Source organism: Arthrobacter sp. Ha26 (assembly GCF_059091705.1).
The window spans coordinates 122,209-136,958 of sequence record NZ_JBNHGX010000005.1 but is presented as its reverse complement, the minus strand read 5'-3'; the positions used below and the strand labels follow the sequence as shown (position 1 = coordinate 136,958).

17 protein-coding genes are annotated in these 14,750 nt (G+C 65.2%); 7 read left to right on the top strand and 10 right to left on the bottom strand.

Going from position 1 to position 14,750, the window contains the following annotated elements; genetic code table 11:
• Positions 1-16: 16 nt before the first annotated feature.
• From AC5RVY_RS13345 to AC5RVY_RS13325, 5 genes are all read right to left on the bottom strand, one after another.
• Positions 17-256, bottom strand: a complete 240-nt coding sequence (locus tag AC5RVY_RS13345; protein ID WP_493955194.1) for a heavy-metal-associated domain-containing protein — start codon at positions 254-256, stop codon at positions 17-19.
• 91 nt (positions 257-347) lie between these two features.
• On the bottom strand, positions 348-704 hold the full coding sequence (locus tag AC5RVY_RS13340) for a metal-sensitive transcriptional regulator (protein WP_493955193.1): 357 nt from the start codon (positions 702-704) through the stop codon (positions 348-350).
• Positions 705-990: 286 nt separating this feature from the next.
• Positions 991-1,509 (bottom strand): universal stress protein, encoded by a 519-nt coding sequence (locus AC5RVY_RS13335; protein WP_493955192.1) that lies wholly within the window; start codon positions 1,507-1,509, stop codon positions 991-993.
• Between the two features lie 54 nt (positions 1,510-1,563).
• Positions 1,564-2,280, bottom strand: a complete 717-nt coding sequence (locus tag AC5RVY_RS13330; protein WP_493955191.1) for a class F sortase — start codon at positions 2,278-2,280, stop codon at positions 1,564-1,566.
• A gap of 102 nt (positions 2,281-2,382) precedes the next feature.
• Positions 2,383-3,072 carry a hypothetical protein gene (locus tag AC5RVY_RS13325; protein WP_493955190.1) on the bottom strand — a complete coding sequence of 230 codons (690 nt, stop codon included), beginning with the start codon at positions 3,070-3,072 and terminating at the stop codon, positions 2,383-2,385.
• Between the two features lie 280 nt (positions 3,073-3,352).
• Here AC5RVY_RS13325 and AC5RVY_RS13320 point away from each other — a divergent pair, with 280 nt between their 5' ends.
• The 3 genes from AC5RVY_RS13320 to AC5RVY_RS13310 all read left to right on the top strand — a co-directional run bounded on the left by AC5RVY_RS13320 (position 3,353) and on the right by AC5RVY_RS13310 (position 5,001).
• Positions 3,353-3,553 (top strand): hypothetical protein, encoded by a 201-nt coding sequence (locus AC5RVY_RS13320; protein ID WP_493955189.1) that lies wholly within the window; start codon positions 3,353-3,355, stop codon positions 3,551-3,553.
• A gap of 61 nt (positions 3,554-3,614) precedes the next feature.
• Positions 3,615-4,721, top strand: coding sequence for a WD40/YVTN/BNR-like repeat-containing protein (locus tag AC5RVY_RS13315; protein ID WP_493955188.1), 1,107 nt, complete (start codon positions 3,615-3,617; stop codon positions 4,719-4,721).
• Positions 4,681-5,001 carry a MoaD/ThiS family protein gene (locus AC5RVY_RS13310; protein ID WP_493955187.1) on the top strand — a complete coding sequence of 107 codons (321 nt, stop codon included), beginning with the start codon at positions 4,681-4,683 and terminating at the stop codon, positions 4,999-5,001. Before AC5RVY_RS13315 ends, AC5RVY_RS13310 begins: the two co-directional genes overlap by 41 nt.
• Positions 5,002-5,099: 98 nt before the next feature.
• On the opposite strand, the gene AC5RVY_RS13305 is transcribed toward AC5RVY_RS13310, so the two are convergent.
• Positions 5,100-5,336, bottom strand: coding sequence for a hypothetical protein (locus tag AC5RVY_RS13305; RefSeq protein ID WP_493955186.1), 237 nt, complete (start codon positions 5,334-5,336; stop codon positions 5,100-5,102).
• A gap of 174 nt (positions 5,337-5,510) precedes the next feature.
• Between AC5RVY_RS13305 and AC5RVY_RS13300 the strand changes: the two genes are divergently transcribed.
• Positions 5,511-5,921 (top strand): hypothetical protein, encoded by a 411-nt coding sequence (locus tag AC5RVY_RS13300; RefSeq protein WP_493955185.1) that lies wholly within the window; start codon positions 5,511-5,513, stop codon positions 5,919-5,921.
• An 11-nt stretch (positions 5,922-5,932) separates the two neighbouring features.
• Here AC5RVY_RS13300 and AC5RVY_RS13295 read toward each other — a convergent pair whose 3' ends face one another.
• The 3 genes from AC5RVY_RS13295 to AC5RVY_RS13285 are packed head-to-tail and all read right to left on the bottom strand — an operon-like array spanning position 5,933 to position 9,930.
• Entirely contained in the window at positions 5,933-7,159 is a 1,227-nt protein-coding gene (locus AC5RVY_RS13295; protein WP_493955184.1) for a pyridoxal phosphate-dependent aminotransferase, read from the bottom strand.
• A gap of 39 nt (positions 7,160-7,198) precedes the next feature.
• Positions 7,199-8,893: an alpha-amylase family protein gene (locus tag AC5RVY_RS13290; protein WP_493955183.1), complete on the bottom strand. Its 1,695-nt coding sequence runs from the start codon at positions 8,891-8,893 to the stop codon at positions 7,199-7,201.
• On the bottom strand, positions 8,890-9,930 hold the full coding sequence (locus tag AC5RVY_RS13285; protein ID WP_493955182.1) for a TIGR03885 family FMN-dependent LLM class oxidoreductase: 1,041 nt from the start codon (positions 9,928-9,930) through the stop codon (positions 8,890-8,892). The genes AC5RVY_RS13290 and AC5RVY_RS13285 overlap by 4 nt, the downstream gene beginning before the upstream one ends.
• Before the next feature lie 159 nt (positions 9,931-10,089).
• Here AC5RVY_RS13285 and AC5RVY_RS13280 point away from each other — a divergent pair, with 159 nt between their 5' ends.
• Both AC5RVY_RS13280 and AC5RVY_RS13275 read left to right on the top strand, forming a co-directional pair.
• Positions 10,090-11,013, top strand: a complete 924-nt coding sequence (locus AC5RVY_RS13280) for an AEC family transporter (protein WP_493955181.1) — start codon at positions 10,090-10,092, stop codon at positions 11,011-11,013.
• 64 nt (positions 11,014-11,077) lie between these two features.
• Entirely contained in the window at positions 11,078-12,154 is a 1,077-nt protein-coding gene (locus tag AC5RVY_RS13275) for an ATP-dependent DNA ligase (RefSeq protein ID WP_493955180.1), read from the top strand.
• 120 nt (positions 12,155-12,274) lie between these two features.
• On the opposite strand, the gene AC5RVY_RS13270 is transcribed toward AC5RVY_RS13275, so the two are convergent.
• A complete protein-coding gene (locus AC5RVY_RS13270) occupies positions 12,275-13,594 on the bottom strand; it encodes an MFS transporter (protein WP_493955179.1) in 1,320 nt (439 codons plus the stop codon).
• A gap of 227 nt (positions 13,595-13,821) precedes the next feature.
• Between AC5RVY_RS13270 and AC5RVY_RS13265 the strand changes: the two genes are divergently transcribed.
• Positions 13,822-14,649 carry an IclR family transcriptional regulator gene (locus AC5RVY_RS13265; RefSeq protein WP_493955178.1) on the top strand — a complete coding sequence of 276 codons (828 nt, stop codon included), beginning with the start codon at positions 13,822-13,824 and terminating at the stop codon, positions 14,647-14,649.
• The last annotated feature ends 101 nt before the right edge of the window (positions 14,650-14,750 follow it).

The window sequence follows — 14,750 nt, the reverse complement described above, 5'->3', positions numbered from 1 at the left end:
TTATCCGTCCTGGTGCCTAGGCTTCGTTGGCCACGACCATGTAGCCTGCCTCGGCCACTGCTTCACCGATTTCTGACGGCGACAGGTGGTCGCTGGACGTGATGGTCACAGTGGAGATACCGCCGGCGTTGAGCTCAACGTCCACTGCTTCTACACCCGCCAGGGCCTCCAATTCTTCGCTGACGGCCGAGACGCAGTGGCCGCACGTCATTCCGGAAACGCTGACCGTTGTAGTGGTAGGGGAAGTGGTGCTCATGGCTGCTCCTTGTTGTGTGGCCGGGATGGGTGATCCGGCGTTGGTTTGCCCGGCGGTCGCCGGAAGATTTGATAAATGGGGAAGTCAGGTGCTACCGGAGGAGCCGGCCGATGGCATCGGCCGCTTCCTTGACTTTGGCGTCGATGGCATCTGCGCGCGCTGCGGGGTCCGGCTCGGAGGCGGCACCCACCACACAGTGGCCGATATGTTCCTCCACCAAGCCCAGGCTGACGGCGTGCAGGGCCTTGGTGACGGCGGAGACCTGCGTGAGGATGTCGATGCAGTACTTGTCCTCGTCCACCATGCGGGCAATTCCCCGTACCTGGCCTTCAATGCGTTTCAGGCGTCGCAGGTAGGCGTCCTTGTTCCCGGTGTAGCCGTGCTGCGGCCCCTCGTGGGCGGCGGCTTCGAGCGGTTCATCCGCGACTGCTTCTTCGGTTGCACTCATGATTCCACGATATACCCCTAAGGGGTATATCTCAACTACCCCCAGGGGGTATATGGGGTGGGCGGGATGTCCAGGATAGAGGGCAACAAAAAAGCTCCGGAGTGCGTTATTGGGGGATACGCACTCCGGAGCAGCTCTTGGGCAAATCCGGCCTCCACCTCGGCGGAACCGGTCTGCTTGAATCAGCTTAGTGGCTGGTTGTCCCGTCCGCCAGCACATCGAATAACTACTTTCGCTTTACTTTCCTGACCCTTAATTCCGCTCGAAGAGAGACCTTTTTCGAAGCTCAGGGCCGGTCCTCGTGCGCGGGCATCCGGTACGGAACCACGAGTACCGGCCGGCTCTGGTGATGCGTCAGCCAGGCGCCCACGGACCCATTGAGGGCCTCCGCGAGCCGATGGGAAAACCCCCGCTCAGACGTGCCGACGACGATCAACGGAACACTGTTTTCGGCCGCCAGCCTGGCCAGGGCGCGGCCGGGATCGCCCGCAAGCGTCCGGAATTTCCATTCCAATGGCCTGGCCTCCGCCGGCACGTTCGCCGCCGCCGCTTCAATCGCTGACCGCAGGTCCGACACCACGGTCCTGATCTCCTCGTCATCCGCGTCAGGGTGGAGTGAGAGCCGGTGGGCGGACCTCGCGGGGTCCCATTCCACCAGGTAGCTGGCTTCGTCGACGTAGGCGCAGAGCAATGGCCTTCCCAAGCGGGCGGCAAGCATGGCTGCCGTCTGCAGGACCTCGGGGTGCTGCTTGGGCGCGATCCCTACCAGCAGGGGCGACGTGCCGCTGAACAGATCAGTTGTCATAGCTCATTCTCGGCCAGCCCGACGCGCTTGAACAGGGCAGCTACTCCGAGCCCGTTACAGGGTGGGTGATGCCGTGACCACCACATTCTTGCCCCAGGGATCCTCGGTAAAGCAGCTGATCAGGACCAGCCTGTTTGGCACCATGCTCCAGATGGGGCTGTCCTTGAGGCTGGACTTCAGGTACGTGGTCACGCTGTCCACCGTGTAGGGGATAGTGCCCGTTGCCGTCTCCACCTCAAAGCGGTCACCCGCAGCCGCCGCCGAACTTAGATGGTTGAAGGGTGCGTCCGCACCTTCCCAGCTGTGTCCAATCACGTAGGTGGTGTTTGCTGAGCCCTGCCCGGGAGTTCCGAAGGGCGTTAACCAGTAACCGTCTTTGGTGGCGGGCGGCTCGATTGTTTGGCTGGCTTGGGTCGCAGCACCCAACTCCAGTGCGTGGACCGGAACATCGAACTCGGCGGACGCATAGCGGATGTGCACAGGTTCGGCGGCCGCCGGAAGGGAAGGGGCCGGCGGCTGCCCTTCCGCTGCCGGTACCTCCGCCGGTATGTCGGCGACTGCGGGTGCAGTTTGGGCGGCCGTGATCCCGGTTGCCGGAGACCGAGTCACTGCGTTGTGTGCGCTGGCGGACACCTGCAGCTGATGGGCGATTGGCGAGCCGAAGGTCATGGACAGAAAGGCCAGGACCCCACACAGCAGGATGGCCAGGTCGCCCCGGTTCCGCCGCGCGCGTTCCTTGCCGGCTGCATGCCGGCTGCGTTCCTTGAACATGGTGCTCCTCAGCACTTGCAGATAAAAGGGCGGAAGGCGTCCCACCGGGCACTGGCGGGACGCCTTCCTGTCAGGAGGCCGCTGCTTGCGGCTTGGCCGGTGTCAGTCAGCCAGGGGCAGTGTCCGGCGGCTGCGGCGGAAAGCCAGGGCCCCGGCTGCTGCCACCAGGGCACCCAGCCCTGCAAGCCAGGACGGGCTGGAGCCGCCCACGGACGTCTGGGCGTTGTACCCCTGGTTGGTGCCCAGGCTCGTGGTTGCGGCAGCGCCGGCACTTGCGGCGGCTTGCTGTCGGGGGACGACGACGGGCGCTGCTGCCTGCGGGACAGTCACCGGCGGCACCACCACGGGCTGCTCCACCACAGGAGTGACTACCTGCGGCTGAACGACGGGCGCGTCGACGGGGGTGACTTCCACCGGAGACTGGACGACAGGCTGTTCCACGACGGGCTGTTCCACGATCGGCGGGTCCACTACGGGTTCAACGACGGGCGGGTCCACCACGGGTTGTTCGATAACTTCGCCCGGCGGCAGGTCCGCGCATTCGGCCACATAGGTGGTCTTACCGGCGGTGGTCCAGTTCATGCCGCCCGGCAGCTTCGGGGTTGGCGGGATGATGTCCGTGGGATGCTGCTCGTGGCCGCCGATGCCGTTGACGTTGAACGACATCGCCTTCCAGGCGCCGGCACCCTCTGAATGGCAGACGGTAACCTGATCGGGCGCTGCCATGGCCGGTGCCGTCAGGCTGAGCAGCCCCAGCCCCACGACGCCCATAGTTGCAAAGGTGCGTTTCATAGTGATTCTCCCCAGATTTCGATGTGAAACGGACCATGATGAGGAGGACTAGCGATGACGCCGAATGCCCCAGCAGCACGGTCAGCTTGCTTGAGATTTCAGGCTAGGTGCGGGGCCGCAACCAGTCGCGAGTAGGGGATACTCGTCTTTCCGGGCCTCGCGGAGCGCCGGTTACTTGTGGGTACCCGAAAATCCCGCAGCGGTACTTGCCTGCACTGTATGTACCTTGTAGTGCGCCCTGACCACGCCTAACGTTAAATTCGAGAAAGGGCGTGACGGCATGGAAATTTTCATGTGGTGGCTGGACCTGGACCTTGCGAGCAAGGAATGGCTGCGGGAGAACCTTCGTTCCGGGGAACTTCCGCTTCCGGTTCTCCAGGGCATCGCCGAGGCGGGTGGGCCGCATCCGGATAACCCTGCCGCGGTACTGACGGCGGCGGACTGGGATTTCATCGAGACGCAGTCGGAGTTTGTGGACTAACCCGCATCACGAACCCCTTTCACGCTGAAAACCGTTGCAGGCTGCCCGGGGCGGTGGTTGCATGGTGGGCATGGCAACCGCAGAAAGTTTTGTCTTAGCGATCGGGACCAAAAAAGGGCTGTGGCTGGCCACCAGCCCGGACAGGCGCGAATGGTCCTTCACCGGCCCGCATTTCCTGATGAGCGAGATTCCCAGTATCGGGATCGACGCCAGGGGAGGCCGCACCCGCATCATGGTGGGGGTCCGGAACGAGCATTGGGGGCCAACGGTGGCCCACTCGGACGATCTCGGCGGCACCTGGTCCGAGCCTGAGCAGGGTGCCATCGCCTTCCCCGAAGATACAGGCGCGGCCTTGGAACGCATCTGGCAGATTTACCCGGATGCCGAGGCGCGTCCGGGTGTGGTGTGGGCCGGGGCGGAACCAATCTCGGTGTGGAAATCCACCGACGGCGGCGAACACTTCGAGCTGAACAGAGGCCTGTGGGACCATCCGCACCGCAGCGAATGGGGTGCCGGGTACGGTGGCGCCGCCGCCCACTCCATCGTGGTCCACCCCCAAGGCGAAACCGTCCACGTCGCCATGAGTACCGGCGGTGTATACCGCTCGCTCGACGGCGGGACGTCCTGGGAGGCTCGCAACAAGGGGATCTCGGCCTATTTCATGCCCGACCCGAATCCGGAGTTCGGGCAGTGCGTGCACAAGATTGCGGCGGATGCCGCCGTCGACGGCCGGCTTTACGCCCAGAACCACCACGGCGTGTACCGCACGGATGACAACGCCGAGAGCTGGTCGTCGATTGCAGAAGGCCTGCCGGCTGACTTCGGGTTCGTGATGCTGACCCATCCGCGGCGGGAAGGTACCGCATGGGTTGTCCCGCTCAAAGCCGACGGCGAGCGTATCCCGCCCAACGGTGAACTGGCCGTCCACCGCACGGATGATGCCGGCAGCAGCTGGAAGCGGCTCAGCAACGGGCTTCCCACGGGCGAATACAACAGCGTCCTGCGGGACGCCGCCTCCGTGGATTCGGCCGAGCCGGCCGGAGTCTACTTCGGGACACGCGGAGGCACTGTCTACGCCAGTGCGGACGAAGGGGAAACGTTTATGGAAGTGGCCGCGCATCTTCCGGATGTCCTGTGCGTCCGGGCGGCTGTGGTGGCCGGTGCCTGACATACCGGTAGTACTGCCCAGCGTCCTGCAGCCACTGGCCGGCGGGCAGTCCATCCTGACTGCGCCCGTTGACGGGCCTGTAACCGTGGCAAAACTGCTGGATTCCGTCACCGCCGGTCTCCCTGTCCTGGCCAGGCGGCTTCGGGACGAGACGGGAGCCTTGCGGCGCTTCGTGAATGTTTATGTGAACGGTGACGAGGTGCGGCGCCTGCAGGGCCTGGACACGGAAGTGGCACCTGGCCAGGAGGTGCTGGTGATCCAGTCAGTAGCAGGGGGCTGACGGCGGCCGAAAGGACCGGCTTCACAGGCGGCGGGCAGTCCTAACTGACTACACCCGCTGCCGCGGCTTCGGCGTTTCGGCGTCGCCGCGCGTCCGGTTCAGGCGACCCGCCACACGCTGCATTCATCCGTGTTGATGGCTTTCCGCAGGCCGGTCATCCTGTCCATAATCCACACCACGCCGATTCCCGGTGCAGTCTCCTGGACACTGCCCCGGCGGATCACCACATCATCGTAGGAAGGGCCCACCGAGAGGCGGGCTTCGATCTCGTCGCCGCGGCGGAGCTGGTCCAGGGCGCGGACTCTGGTTACATGGGCTGCTGCTTTCTTCAACATGGGGACCTCCTGGCTGGAGCTGGTGCCGGCTCTTGCCTGCAGTACCAGTCTGGAGTGGCAATGTTGCGCCCTGGTTTCCCGACCGTTAGGTGCCGGTTAGTTCTTCGTGCCCTCCCTGTTTCTTGGAACGGCGCGTGTCCGCACGGCTCGAAGCGGCGGACCTAAGGTGGTGGCATGGACATCGTGCAGGGGATCTGGGCCGGGGCGCTGGGTGCGGCATCCCTTGCACCATTGGCGACGTTCGGCGTCGTGCTTGTTGCCTACCTGACCTACCGGCAGCGTGACCGCGCGGACCGGCGGGACCAGTGGTGGAAGCGCGCGCAATGGGCCATCGACGCGGCACTGAACGACTCCGATCCGCACCGCCGGCTGGCAGGCCTCAAAGTCCTGGTCCAGCTGATCGGCAGCGACCTGGCCACGTCCGAGGATGCCGACCTGATGAGCGCCTTGGCAGTAGGCATCCGAAACCAGGAGCAGGACGGCCGCCGCTCCGTTGCGGTGCCGCCGCTTGTCCGGCAGATGGTCCTGGCCGAAGCCGGGCGCCTGCTGCAGGCGGCCGCCACCAGGGGCCCGCTCCGCTCCTGAGCCGCTGCTGGTCAGGCCGCTTCGCGGTTCCTGTAGGCGGCGAGGAATGTTGAGATCCGGCGGACGGCTTCCTCGATGTCCAGGACAGACGGCAGGATCACGAAGCGGAAGTGGTCCGGCCAGAGCCAGTTGAACGCAGAGCCGTGGGACACCAGGATTTTCTGGTCCTTCAAAAGGTCCAGGACGAACTGCTCGTCGCTGGCGAAGGGATAGAGTTCCGGGTCCAGCCGCGGGAACAGGTACATTGCCCCCGCGGCGGGCACGCAGGTAATGCCCGGAATGGCAGTCAGCAGCTTGTGGGCCAGGTCCCGCTGTTCCCTGAGCCGGCCGCCGGGGCGCACCAGCGCCTCAATGCTTTGGTAGCCGCCCAGGCAGGTCTGGATGGCGTGCTGGGCAGGGACGTTGGGGCACAACCGCAGGGATGCCAGCAGTTCGAGTCCCTCGCGGTAGGCGGCCGTGGCGGCCAGCGGCCCGGTGACGGCGACCCACCCGGCCCGGTAACCGGGCATCCGGTAGGCCTTGGAGAGGCCACTGAATGTCAGGCAGCAGATGTCCTCGGCCACGGCGGCCGTGTGTATGTGGACGGCGTCCTCATAAAGCACCTTCTCGTAGATTTCGTCCGAGAAGAGGACCAGGTTGTGCTTCCGGGCCAGGGCGGCGAACTGTTCCAGGATGTAGCGGGGGTACACGGCGCCCGTGGGGTTGTTCGGGTTGATGATCACGATGCCTTTGGTCCGGCTGGTGATCTTCGCCTCGACGTCGGCCATGTCTGGCCACCAGTTGTCTGCCTCGTCGCAGAGGTAATGGACGGGTGTGCCCCCGGTAAGCGTCACCGCCGCGGTCCACAACGGATAGTCCGGCGCTGGGACCAGGATTTCGTCGCCGTTTTCCATAAAGGCCTGCAGGCACATGGAAATCAGCTCACTGACCCCGTTGCCGATGAAGATATCCTCCACCCCGATCTGCATCAGGGCGCGGGTCTGGTAGTACTGCGAGATGGCGGTCCTGGCGGAGAAAATCCCCTTGGAGTCGCTGTAGCCCTGCGCGCCGCGCAAATGGTGGATCATGTCCACCACCACGGATTCCGGAGTTTCCAGGCCGAACGGGGCGGTGTCACCCAGATTCATCTTCAGGATCCGGTGCCCCTCAGCCTCCATGTTCTTGGCTGCCTGGAGGATCGGTCCGCGAAGCTCGTACCGGACGTTCTGGAGTTTGCTGGAATGTTGCATGGCGCGCATGGTTGATCTTTTCACAAAGCCCGACGCCGGGCGTCCCGGTTACGGAGCCAGCCGCTCGCCCTTCTGGTGCACCCGGAACCAGCGGTAACCGTAACGTCCCAGCTCCACCGTGAACCCGCCGTCGGGCTCCAAGGCCACGTTGTCGCCGTCGAACAGGTCCAGCAGGACCGCATCCTTGTAGGTCTGGCGCGGAGCATCCTCCGGCCCCACCTTGCCGCTCACTTTCGCCGTGCCTTCGCCGAGGTTATGCAACAGGACCAGCGTCCCGCCGTCGGAACTGCAGGTGTGGGCAAACACGCCGGGCTCTGTCTGGTCGATGATGTTGAACTCGCCCCAGCCCAGTTCGGCGGATTCGCGGTAGCGGCTGATCAGCGTGGCCATGAAGTTGAACAGCGAATCGGGGTCGCGCTTGGCGGCAGCAGCGTTGACGTGCTCCGGGCCGTAGTCGCCGCGCACCAGCGGGGCCACCAGCTGGGATGCTCTGGCACTGGAGAACCCACCGTTCTTTTCATTGCTCCACTGCATGGGCGTGCGGACGGCGGCGCGGCTCTTCTGCCGGAGGTCCTCACCCATGCCGATCTCCTCGCCGTAAAACAACACCGGCGTGCCGGGCAGGGAGAACATCAGTGAGTACACCATGCGCAGGCGTTCCGGGTCGCCGTCGAGCATGGGCGGAAGCCGGCGGCGCAGGCCGCGCCCGTAGATCTGCATGTTCTTCGCGGGCCCGAACGCGGCGAAAACCTCCTCCCGCTCGCCGTCGGAAAGCTTGTCCAGGGTGAGTTCGTCATGGTTGCGGACGAACATGGCCCACTGGTTGTCCGGATGGAGCGGAGGGCGGCTCTTAAGGGTCTCCGCCAGTGGCCGCGCATCCTGCCGGGCCAAGGACAGGTAGAGGTGCTGCATGGAGAGGAAGTCGAACTGCATGTTCAGCTCGTTTCCCTCCGGGCCGCCGAAGTACTCCAGCTGTTCCTTGTATGGCAGGTTCACCTCACCCAGCAGCACCGCGCTGCCGTTGCGGCGGTTCAGGAAGCTGCGCAGGGCACACAAGTAGCCATGCGGATCCAGGTTGGCGGCCTCGTCCTTGGGCTGGCCGCGGGTCTCCAGGAAGAAGGGCACGGCGTCCAGCCGGAAACCGTCCAGTCCTAGTTCCAGCCACAGGCCCATGGCCTTGGCGATCTCGTTGCGTACGGTGGGGTTGGTGACGTTCAGGTCCGGCTGGTGCTTGGTGAACATGTGCAGATACCACTCACCGGTGGCATCGTCCTGGGTCCACAAGGACGTTTCCTCGCCGGGGAACACCACTTCGGAGGACGTGTCCGGCGGAGTGTCACTCCGCCACACGTAGTAGTCCCGGTACCGGTTGTCCGTGGATTTTCGGGCCTCGACAAACCAGGGGTGCTGGTCCGAGGTGTGGTTGACCACGAAGTCCGCAATAACCCGCATGCCCCGGTCCCGGGCGGCCCGAATGAATTCCACGAGGTCACCCATGGTGCCCAGCCGGGGGTCGACGGTGAAGAAGTCGGTCACGTCATAGCCGTCGTCCCGGTCAGGCGAGGGGTAGAACGGCATGAGCCAGATGCAGGTCACGCCCAGGGCGGCCAGGTAGTCCACGCGCTGGGTGAGGCCGGCGAAATCACCGGTGCCGTCGCCGTCGTCGTCAAAGAACGTCTCCACGTCCAGGCAGTAGATGACGGCGTTTTTCCACCACAGATCCGACGTCTCGGCGATCCTCATGCCGAAGCGTCCGACGCCGGGTTGGCGGCCGCCGCGGCCAGCTGCGGTTCTGCGCTGGTAACTTCACCGGCACTTCCGGAGGTGCGCAGCTGCGGGAGGACCTCCGCAGCGAACGCGTCGATGAAGGGAGCCTGGTGCTGCCCCACATAGTGGAGGTAGAGCTCGTCGAAGCCCAGCTCGGCATAGCCGGAGAGCCACTCCAGGTGCTGGTCCAGGCTGGACGAGATGTTCACCGTCTTCCGGACCTGTTCCTCACCCACCTGTCCGCCCACGAGGTCGAAGTGGTTGGCGGTGGGCAGGTCCCAGGGGATGGGCGGGTCATAGGTGTTGGTCCGCCACTGGTCCAGGGCAACGGCCACCGCTTCGTCCTCTTCGCCGGCCCAGGACAGGTGGACTTGAAGCACAGCCTTGCCTGTCCCGCCGTTGTCCCGGTAGGCAGCCAGCACCTCCCGAAGTTTCGCGGCGGGCTGGTTCACTGTGACCAGGCCGTCCGCCCAGGCCGCCGCCCGCCGGGCTGTGTCCGCGCTGACCGCCGGCGCGATCAGCTGCGGCGGATTTTCCGGTAGGTCCCAGATCCGCGCCTGCTCCACGGTGACCAGGCCCCGGTGTGTGACTTCCTCGCCGCGGTGCAGCCGCCGGATCACGTCCACACACTCTTCCAGCCTGCGTTGCCGAATATCCTTGGCCGGCCACCCGCCGCCGGTGATGTGCTCGTTCATGTTTTCGCCGCTGCCGGGCGCGAACCAGAAGCGGTCGGGGAACATGCTGGAAAGAGTTGCCGAGGCATGGGCGATGATGGCCGGGTGGTAACGCTGGCCCGGTGCCGTCACCACCCCGAACCGGAGCTTGGTGCTGGCCAGGGCAGCCCCCAGCCAGGACCAGGCGAACCCGGAATGCCCCTGCCGGGCGGACCACGGCTCGATGTGGTCCGAGCACATGGCCGCGTCGAACCCGGCGCGCTCCGCGTGCTGGACGTCCTGGAGCAGCTGGCCGGGACTGATCTGTTCGTGGGATGCGTGAAAGCCGACGGTAACCATCGTTAACCTCTACCGTCAGTCCGTGTACTGTGTCGAGGGTTTTCTGCCTGCTGGGTGGGGCGTGCTGCGTTGGCCCCGCCACTTGTCGGATAAGTTTGTCACTTGTAACAGTGCGCGGGTGGTCCTGCGCAGGCAGTGAAACTGGAAGGAAGTACTCTCGTGGGCGGTGTGCTGGTCGGCCTGGCGGTGATCGGCGTCGTCATCGCGGTGGGCTACATTGCCGCCAGGTGCGGTTTGGGCGGTGAGCACACGGTTTCCGCGCTGACCCGTACCGCGTTTTTCATCACCAACCCGGTCCTGCTGTTTACGGTAGTACTGGAATCAGACCTCACCGTGGTCTTCTCCGCCTACGTTCCGCTGGCCATGATCACGGCAGCCGCCACCGCCCTGGTGTACGTCACGGCCAGCAGGCTCTGGTTCCGGCGCCCCTTGGCCGAGACAACGATAGGGGCGATGGCAAGCTCCTACGTCAATGCCAACAACATCGGCATCCCCATCACGCTCTACGCCCTGGGCGACGCCACCCCTGTGGCCCCCGTCCTGCTGGTCCAGCTGCTGTTGTTCGCTCCGCTGGTCCTGACCATCCTGGACCTGTCGGAGGCCGGCCGGTTCTCGCCGCGCCTGCTGCTCACCCAGCCGTTCCGGAACCCCATGATCATCGCGTCACTGCTGGGCGTGGTGCTCGGCGCGCTGAACGTGGACCTTCCGGGCCCGGTCATGGCACCGCTCGAGCTCCTGGGCGGGGCGGCTGTCCCGGTGGTGCTGCTGGCCTTCGGCATGTCCCTGCACGGGGCGCGCATGCTGCAGAGCGGCGGCCACAAGGCAGAGATCCTTACTGCCACCGCGCTCAAGTCCGCCGTGATGCCTGCGCTGGCGTTCGTCGTCGGCCGCTTCCTGTTCAACCTGGACCAGCACATGCTGCTGGGCGTGGTGCTGATGGCGGCCCTGCCCTCCGCGCAAAACGTGTTCCTTTTCGCCGGCAAATACGGGCGCGGGGTTGCCGTGGCCAGGGAAACCATCCTCCTGTCCACGGCGGCGGCAGCCCCGGCGCTGATCCTGATCGTCTGGCTGCTGGCCGGCTAAGCGCCGGGCTTCCGCCTGCGGCGTGGTCTTCCGCCTGCGGCCGCCTCCGGGCAAGAATGGGCACATGGAACTTCCCGTGATGCCGCCCGTCCCGCCCATGCTCGCCAAGGCCGTCAGCGGCATCCCGGAAGGCGACCTCAGCTACGAGCCCAAGTGGGACGGCTTCCGTTCCATCATCTTCCGTGACGGCGACGAGCTGGAGATCGGCAGCCGCAACGAAAAACCGATGACCCGCTATTTTCCCGAGCTTGTTGAGGCGTTGAAGGAAAACCTCCCGCCCCGGTGCGTGGTTGACGGCGAAATCATCCTGATCGGCCCGTCCGGGGACCGGCTGGACTTCGATGCCCTCCAGCAGCGGATCCACCCCGCGGCCAGCCGGGTGAAGCTGCTCGCCGCGCAGACCCCGGCCTCATTCGTGGCGTTTGACCTGCTGGCTTTGGACGATGACGACTACACCGGCCGTCCTTTCACTGAGCGGCGGGCGGCACTTGAGAAAGCCCTCGCGGCGAGCAAAGCCCCTGTCCACCTCACCGCCGCCACCACGGACATGGACACGGCGGGACAGTGGTTTGAGCAGTTCGAGGGCGCAGGACTGGACGGCGTGGTGGCCAAACGCCTGGACGGCCGGTACGAGCCGGACAAGCGGGTGATGTTCAAGACCAAACACGAGCGCACCGCCGATTGCGTGGTGGCCGGCTACCGGCTGCACAAGAGCGGACCGGACGCCATCGGCTCGCTGCTGCTCGGGCTGTACAAGGACGATGGCGGCCTGGCCAGCGTGGGTGTGATCGGCGCCTTTCCCATGAAACGCCGCAAGGAGCTGTTTGACGAGCTGCAGCCGCTGGTGAGCGGCTTTGATGACCATCCGTGGGCATGGGCCAAGCAGGAGGAAGGCGAACGCACCCCGCGGAACGCCGAAGGCAGCCGCTGGAGCGCCGGCAAGGACCTGTCCTTCGTGCCGCTGCGTCCCGAACTGGTGGTGGAAGTCCGCTACGACCATATGGAAGGCGACAGGTTCCGGCACACCGCCCAGTTCAACCGCTGGCGGCCGGACAGGGATCCGGAGTCGTGCACCTATGAGCAGCTGGAGGAGCCGGTGAACTTTGACCTGGCGTCGGTGCTTGAGACCGGACGGCCGTAGCGGGTCCTTGGCTGCACATGCTGCCACAACAGCCCACTTTTGACAGGGGAAAGCCCGCCATTTGGGGGAATGGCGGGCTTTCCGGTCTGAAAACCGGGCTGGAGTGTCAGTACCGGCGGGCTACTTAAGTCCGAGCTGCTTGGTGGGGATCCGGAAGGACTCCTTGGCGGTCAGCGCGGAGATGGCTGCCACCACGCAGATGGCGGCGGTGAAGATGCTGATCTGTACCCAGCCGCCGGGCTTGATACCGCCCATGGCGGCCACGATGGCCGGCGCAAAACCCGCCATCAGGAAGCCCAGCTGGGTGCCGATGGCCAGGCCGGAGAACCGCACCTTGGTGCTGAACATCTCGGCGTAGAAGGAGGGCCACACGGCGTTGGAGGCTGCATAACCGCAGGAGAAGAAGCCGATGGCGGCCAGGAACATCAGCGGCACGCTGCCGGATTCGAGGCTGAGCAGGAAGACGGGCGTCAGCACCGCACTGGCGAGGGCGCCGTAGATGAAGACTGGCTTGCGGCCGATCTTGTCCGCGAGCATGCCGAACAGGGGCTGCGTGCCAAGCGCCACAAGGTTGGCTGCCACCACGAGCCAGAGGGTGGTGGTGCCGTCCACGCCGGCAACGGTCTTGGCGTAGCTGATGGCGAGCGTGCCGAACACTGTGGATACCGCGGCAATGAAGGCGCAGCAGATGACACGCAGGACGTCGCGCCAGTGGCCCTTGAGCAGGTCGGCCACGGGGAGCTTGGAGATCTGGGCGGTCTTCTGGGCTTCCTCGAATGCCGGCGGCTCGTGCAGGGTGCGGCGGATGAAGAAGGCGACCATCACAACGACGGCGCTCAGCCAGAAGGGGATGCGCCAGCCGATGCCGTACTTGATGTCGTCCGGGAGGGCCAGGACGGGGATGAAGACGAGGGCGGCGAGAATCTGGCCGCCCTGGGTACCGGTGAGGGTCCAGGACGTGAAGAAGGAGCGGCGGTTGTCCGGGGCGTGCTCCAGCGTCATCGAGGAGGCGCCGGCCTGCTCGCCGGCAGCGGAGAGGCCCTGGCACAGCCGGGCGAGGACCAGCAGGGCGGGAGCCCACCAGCCAACGGTGTTGAAGTCCGGGAGGCAGCCGATCAGGAAGGTGGAGGCGCCCATCAGGAGGAGGGTGAACATCAGGACCCTCCGCCGGCCCACCCTGTCGCCGAAGTGGCCGAGGATGACGGCGCCCACGGGGCGTGCCACGTAGGCGAAGCCGAAGGTGGCGAAAGACATGATGGCCGCGTTCGCGTCAGCATTCGGGAAGAAGACCGTGGGGAAGATCAGGGCGGCGGCGGAACCGAAGATGAAGAAGTCGTAGTATTCGACGGCGCTGCCCAGGAAGCTTGCGAGGGCTGCCTTCTTCGGCGTCCCGGCCGGGGCGGCGAGGCCTGGCTCTGCGGACGGAAGTATCTGGCTCATGGAGTTCCTTTGTGTGACGACTTTGTCGCGGATGGATCAGGGGCTTCAGCCGGGGCGGCCTGGGTGTTGGCTCGGGCGGCACGGCGGGAGATACGGGAGAACCCGGACAGTAGCCACATTGTGGGAGCTACTTGTGCGATACAGCAATGATGGCTGTGAGTGGGGTCACTTGTCAAGAAAATAATCAGCATCTAGCAATAGCTCTCACATTGTGGTTACATCGATGTATGAGTGTGAACCAAACCACAGCGCCCGATGATGTTGCTGCTGAAGAAAACGGCCCCAAGTCCAGCCGGTCCGCAGACCGTACGGACATGGTGGGAAAGGCGCTGGGGCTCCTGGTCCTGCTGGGCGATGAGCCCCGCGGCGCGAGTGCCGCGGACATCTCCCGCCGGGCCCAGTTGCCTTTCAGCACCACCTACCGGCTCCTTGGCTCGCTCACGCGGGACGGTTTTGTGGACTACGAACCCGACGGCCGCCGCTACCACCTGGGTCTGCGGATCTTCCAACTGGGCCAACGGGTTTCCAACCACCATGGCTTTGCCGGAACCGCGCTGCCCGTCCTGCGCCGCGTGACCGAGCAGACTGGTGAAGCCACTATCCTCAGCGTCCGGGATGGCCACCACCACCTGACGGTGAACAAGGTGGACGGCCCGCAGATGTTCCGGGTGACCAGCGATCCCGGCCACCTCGGCTCCCTGTCCACGACCGCCGTCGGAAAGGCTCTGGTGGCATTCGCCGAGGACACCGAGCGCGAAAAGCTCCTCGCTGAACTTCCCCTCGAACCGCTGACGGAAAAATCCATCACGGACCGGGACGCCTTCCGTGCGGAAATCGACCTGGTTCGGCGCCGCGGGTTCGCTGTTATGGATGAGGAAAATGAGATCGGCATGCGCGCCATCGCCGTTCCGCTCCTCAACCACCAAGGCCATGCGTTCGCCTCGCTGGCAACCGCGGTCCCTGTCTTCCGCCTCAGCCTGGAAGCACTGGAAGCGCACGTTCCACTCTTGCAGGACGCGGCGGCGGAACTCGCTGCGCGCCTGCCGCAGCGGTAGTGGCGGCGGCTTACGCACCCATCCCACCCTATTGTTCGCATCTAGAACAAGCGTGCGGAAAGTGAACAATTGATGTACCGTAATTTCCATCACCCCGCAGC

Excerpts from the sequence above, each read along its gene's own strand:
- AC5RVY_RS13345 (WP_493955194.1), bottom strand. The coding sequence starts at position 256 with ATGAGCACCACTTCCCCTACCACTACAACGGTCAGCGTTTCCGGAATG.
- AC5RVY_RS13340 (WP_493955193.1), bottom strand. The coding sequence starts at position 704 with ATGAGTGCAACCGAAGAAGCAGTCGCGGATGAACCGCTCGAAGCCGCC.
- AC5RVY_RS13335 (WP_493955192.1), bottom strand. The coding sequence starts at position 1,509 with ATGACAACTGATCTGTTCAGCGGCACGTCGCCCCTGCTGGTAGGGATC.
- AC5RVY_RS13330 (WP_493955191.1), bottom strand. The coding sequence starts at position 2,280 with ATGTTCAAGGAACGCAGCCGGCATGCAGCCGGCAAGGAACGCGCGCGG.
- AC5RVY_RS13325 (WP_493955190.1), bottom strand. The coding sequence starts at position 3,072 with ATGAAACGCACCTTTGCAACTATGGGCGTCGTGGGGCTGGGGCTGCTC.
- AC5RVY_RS13320 (WP_493955189.1), top strand. The coding sequence starts at position 3,353 with ATGGAAATTTTCATGTGGTGGCTGGACCTGGACCTTGCGAGCAAGGAA.
- AC5RVY_RS13315 (WP_493955188.1), top strand. The coding sequence starts at position 3,615 with ATGGTGGGCATGGCAACCGCAGAAAGTTTTGTCTTAGCGATCGGGACC.
- AC5RVY_RS13310 (WP_493955187.1), top strand. The coding sequence starts at position 4,681 with ATGTCCTGTGCGTCCGGGCGGCTGTGGTGGCCGGTGCCTGACATACCG.
- AC5RVY_RS13305 (WP_493955186.1), bottom strand. The coding sequence starts at position 5,336 with ATGTTGAAGAAAGCAGCAGCCCATGTAACCAGAGTCCGCGCCCTGGAC.
- AC5RVY_RS13300 (WP_493955185.1), top strand. The coding sequence starts at position 5,511 with ATGGACATCGTGCAGGGGATCTGGGCCGGGGCGCTGGGTGCGGCATCC.
- AC5RVY_RS13295 (WP_493955184.1), bottom strand. The coding sequence starts at position 7,159 with ATGCGCGCCATGCAACATTCCAGCAAACTCCAGAACGTCCGGTACGAG.
- AC5RVY_RS13290 (WP_493955183.1), bottom strand. The coding sequence starts at position 8,893 with ATGAGGATCGCCGAGACGTCGGATCTGTGGTGGAAAAACGCCGTCATC.
- AC5RVY_RS13285 (WP_493955182.1), bottom strand. The coding sequence starts at position 9,930 with ATGGTTACCGTCGGCTTTCACGCATCCCACGAACAGATCAGTCCCGGC.
- AC5RVY_RS13275 (WP_493955180.1), top strand. The coding sequence starts at position 11,078 with ATGGAACTTCCCGTGATGCCGCCCGTCCCGCCCATGCTCGCCAAGGCC.
- AC5RVY_RS13270 (WP_493955179.1), bottom strand. The coding sequence starts at position 13,594 with ATGAGCCAGATACTTCCGTCCGCAGAGCCAGGCCTCGCCGCCCCGGCC.
- AC5RVY_RS13265 (WP_493955178.1), top strand. The coding sequence starts at position 13,822 with ATGAGTGTGAACCAAACCACAGCGCCCGATGATGTTGCTGCTGAAGAA.